Origin of the sequence: Xanthomonas sp. SHU 199 (genome assembly GCF_000364665.1) — a bacterium.
In the GTDB taxonomy this organism is placed as follows: Bacteria; Pseudomonadota; Gammaproteobacteria; order Xanthomonadales; family Xanthomonadaceae; genus Xanthomonas_A; species Xanthomonas_A sontii.
The window spans coordinates 1-3,884 of the sequence record NZ_AQOI01000599.1 but is presented as its reverse complement, the minus strand read 5'-3'; the positions used below and the strand labels follow the sequence as shown (position 1 = coordinate 3,884).

Annotated in this window: 4 protein-coding genes; all 4 read right to left on the bottom strand. The window is 67.6% G+C overall.

Going from position 1 to position 3,884, the window contains the following annotated elements:
• Positions 1-12: 12 nt before the first annotated feature.
• Complete coding sequence (gene pstB, locus D183_RS0117620; protein WP_010343978.1) at positions 13-840, bottom strand: phosphate ABC transporter ATP-binding protein PstB; 828 nt, start codon at positions 838-840, stop codon at positions 13-15.
• Positions 841-859: 19 nt separating this feature from the next.
• A complete protein-coding gene (gene pstA, locus D183_RS0117615) occupies positions 860-1,726 on the bottom strand; it encodes a phosphate ABC transporter permease PstA (RefSeq protein WP_017910162.1) in 867 nt (288 codons plus the stop codon).
• A 1-nt stretch (position 1,727) separates the two neighbouring features.
• Positions 1,728-2,702, bottom strand: a complete 975-nt coding sequence (gene pstC / locus D183_RS0117610) for a phosphate ABC transporter permease subunit PstC (protein WP_026143658.1) — start codon at positions 2,700-2,702, stop codon at positions 1,728-1,730.
• A 213-nt stretch (positions 2,703-2,915) separates the two neighbouring features.
• On the bottom strand, positions 2,916-3,884 hold a 969-nt coding region (pstS, locus tag D183_RS0117605; protein WP_017910160.1), incomplete at its 5' end, for a phosphate ABC transporter substrate-binding protein PstS.

The following is a 3,884-nucleotide window of genomic DNA, read 5'->3' as shown; positions in this document are numbered from 1 at the left end:
GGCCGCAGCGGCTCAGCCGAAACGGCCGGTGATGTAGTCTTCGGTCTGCTGCTTGTTCGGCTGCGAGAAGATGATTTCGGTGCGGTCGTGCTCGATCAGGTCGCCCAGGTACATGAAGGCGGTGTAGTCGGACACGCGCGCGGCCTGTTGCATGTTGTGGGTGACGATGACGATGGTGTAGTCGTTCTTCAGCTCTTCCACCAGCTGCTCGATGCGGCTGGTCGAGATCGGGTCCAGCGCCGATGTCGGCTCGTCGAGCAGCAGCACGTCCGGACGCAGCGCCACCGCGCGGGCGATGCACAGGCGCTGCTGCTGGCCGCCGGACAGGCCCAGCGCGCTCTGCCCGAGCTTGTCCTTGACCTCGTCCCACAGCGCGCCCTGGCGCAGCGCCTGCTCGACGCGGTCGGCCATGTCGGCCTTGGACAGCTTCTCGTGGTGGCGGATGCCGTAGGCGACGTTCTCGAAGATGGTCATCGGGAACGGCACCGGCTTCTGGAACACCATGCCGACCTTGCTGCGCAGGCGGTTCATCGGGTACTTCGGCGAGAGGATGTTCTCGCCGTCCAGCAGCACCTCGCCGCGCGCTTCCAGCTTCGGGTACAGCGCGTAGATGCGGTTGAAGATGCGCAGCAGGGTGGACTTGCCGCAGCCGGAGGGGCCGATCAGTGCGGTGACGCGCTTCTCCGGCACTTCCAGGTTGATGCCCTTCAGCGCATGGTACTTGTCGTAGTAGAAGTCCAGGCCGCGCGCGGCGATCTTGACCGGCGACGGCGCCAGCGCGGTGTGCCCGTTGGGCATGGCGATGCGGTGCATCGGGGCGGCGTTGTGGTGATCGTTCATGGCCGGGTCCATAGGGGAATCAATCGTTGGAGATCTTGTTGCGCACCAGCAGGGCGCGCGCGCCGAGGCTGACCAGCAGGACGAAGACGGTGAGCACCAGCGCGCCGGACCAGGCCAGTTGCTGCCAGGTCGGGTAGGGGCTGCCGGCGAAGTTGTTCATCACCACCGGCACGCTGGCCATCGGCTTGAGGATGTTGTTGTTCCAGTACAGGTTGCCGAAGGAGGTGAACAGCAGCGGCGCGGTCTCGCCGCTGATGCGCGCCAGCGCCAGCATCACGCCAGTGACGATGCCGGCCGAGGCGCTGCGGTACAGCACCTGGATGGTCACCTTCCATTGCGGGATGCCCAGCGACAGCGCGGCCTCGCGCATCTGCGCCGGCACCAGCCGCAGCATCTCGTCGGTGGTGCGGACCACCACCGGCAGCACGATGAAGGCCAGCGACAGCGCGCCGGCCAGCGCCGAGAAATTGCCGCCGGTCTGCATCACGTACAGGGTGTAGACGAACAGGCCGAGCACGATCGACGGCGCCGACAGCAGGATGTCGTTGACGAAGCGCACCACCTGGCCGGTCTTGCGCGCGTTGCCGTACTCGGCCAGCCAGGTGCCGGCGGCCACGCCCAGCGGCGTGCCGATCAGCAGCGCCAGGCCGCACATCACCGCGCTGCCGAAGAACGCGTTGGCCAGGCCGCCGTCCTCGCCGGGCGGCGGGGTCATGCGCGTGAACAGGTCCAGGTTGATGCCGGAGATGCCCTTGGCCAGCAGGGTCCACAGGATCCAGGCCAGGAACACCAGCCCGAACAGCGCGGTCAGGCAGGACAGGGTGAGCGCCACGAAGTTGACCACGCGGCGGCGGTTGTACAGGCGGTGTGCGATGTCGGCGGCCATCTCAGTTGCCCTCCTTGCGCGACAGTTGCGCCAGCATCAGGCGGGCGATCGCCAGCACGACGAAGGTCACCAGGAACAGGACGAAGCCCAGCAGCAGCAGTGCCGAGCGGTAATCGCCGGTGGCCTCGCCGAAGTCGTTGGCGATCAGCGCGGCGATGGTGGTGCCCGGCTCCAGCAGCGAGGGCGACAGGCGCACCGTGTTGCCGACCACGAAGGCCACCGCCATGGTCTCGCCGAGCGCGCGGCCCAGGCCCAGGAAGATGCCGCCGATCACCGCCGAGCGGGTGTAGGGCAGCACGATGTCCCAACTCACCTCCCAGCGCGTGGAGCCGAGCGCGTAGGCCGACTCCTTGAGCCGGGTCGGCACGGTCAGGAACACTTCGCGCATCACCGAAGAGATGAAGGGAATCACCATGATCGCCAGCACGAAGCCGGCGGTGAGCAGGCCGATGCCGATCGGGGGTCCCTGGAAGATCGGGCCGATCACCGGCAACGTGCCGAGGTGGTCGTTGAGCCAGGGCGTGACGTACTCGGACATGATCGGGATCAGCACGAACAGGCCCCACATGCCGTAGATGATCGACGGGATGCCGGCCAGCAGTTCGATCGCGGTCCCGACCGGGCCGCGCAGCCAGCGTGGCGCCACTTCGGTCAGGAAGAAGGCGATGCCGAAGCTCACCGGCACCGCGATCAGCATCGCGATCAAGGCGGTCACCAGGGTGCCGTAGATCGGCGCCAGTGCGCCGTACTTGTTCTCGACCGGGTTCCACTCGCTGGAGTAGAAGAAGCTCATGCCCTGCAGCTGCAGGGCATGACGGCCGCCCCACAGCATCGACAGCGCAGCGCTGCCCAGGGCGACGAGTACCAAAACGACGGTGGCGGTGAGGATCCAGCGGAACAATCGGTCGGCGCGGGCGTCACGCAGGTCGCGTCCGCGTGGCGCCGACATCGCTTCGGGAAGGACAGTGCTGTTCATGGGCTCGGTCGTCGCCGGAGCACGCGCCTGCGCGCTCCGATCGTGGCCGCGGCGGGGATGACCGCGCGCGGTGGGTGGTTGCATCGCTCCCGCACAGGCGGGAACCCGAAAGTCCGAATCACAAGTTGCCGAGACGGCGACCGGCGGCGCCTGGACTGCACCGCCGGTCGCCGGTTGCCGCCGCGCTGCGCGCAGTGCGCACCGCGGTGGCGCTTACTTGAATTCCTTGCTCCAGTAGGACTCGATCTGCTGCACCAGTTCCGGCGGCAGCGGCACGTAGTGCAGGGCGTCGGCCTGCGGCTGGCCCTTCTCGAAGGCCCACTTGAAGAAGTCCAGGGTCGCCTTGCTGCGCGCCGGATCCTTGGCCTGCTTGTGCATCAGCATGAAGTTGGTGGCGGTGATCGGCCACGCCTGCGCGCCTGCGGCGTTGGTGATGACCAGGTTGAAGTCCTTGGCGTTGGCCCAGTCGGCCGACGCGGCGGCCGCGGCGAAGCTCTCGGCATTGGGCTGCACCCAGTTGCCGGCGGCGTTCTGCATCGACGCGTACGGCATCTTGTTCTGCAGCGCGTAGGCCAGTTCGACGTAGCCGATCGAGCCCTTGATCTGCTGCACGTACGAGGCCACGCCTTCGTTGCCCTTGCCGCCGACGCCGCCCGGCCACTGCACCGAGGTGCCTTCGCCGACCTTGCCCTTCCACTCCGGGCTGACCTTGGACAGGTAGTTGGTGAAGTTGAAGCTGGTGCCCGAGCCGTCGGAGCGGTGCACCAGGTTGATCTTGGTGTCGGGCAGGGTCACGCCCGGGTTCAGCGCGGTCAGCGCCGGGTCGTTCCACTTGCTGATCTTGCCCAGGAAGATGTCCGCCAGCACCGGGCCGGTCAGCCGCAGCTTGCCCGCGTCCATGCCGTCCAGGTTGACCACCGGTACCACCCCCCCAATCGCCGAGGGGAACTGGCCGAGGCCGGCCGCGGCCAGCTCGGCGCTGTCCAGCGGCTTGTCGGAGGAGCCGAAATCGACCGTGCCGGCCTTGATCTGGGCGATGCCGCCGCCGGAACCGATCGACTGGTAGTTGATCTTGTTGCCGGTGGCCGCGTTGTAGTCGGCCGACCACTTGGAGATCAGCGGGTAGATGAAGGAAGCACCGGCGCCGGAAATCTCCGCCGCGGTCTTGGCGCCGGCGGCCGG

Bases quoted from the DNA above. Each gene is read 5' to 3' on its own strand.
- pstB (WP_010343978.1), bottom strand. From the start codon at position 840: ATGAACGATCACCACAACGCCGCCCCGATGCACCGCATCGCCATGCCC.
- pstA (WP_017910162.1), bottom strand. From the start codon at position 1,726: ATGGCCGCCGACATCGCACACCGCCTGTACAACCGCCGCCGCGTGGTC.
- pstC (WP_026143658.1), bottom strand. From the start codon at position 2,702: ATGAACAGCACTGTCCTTCCCGAAGCGATGTCGGCGCCACGCGGACGC.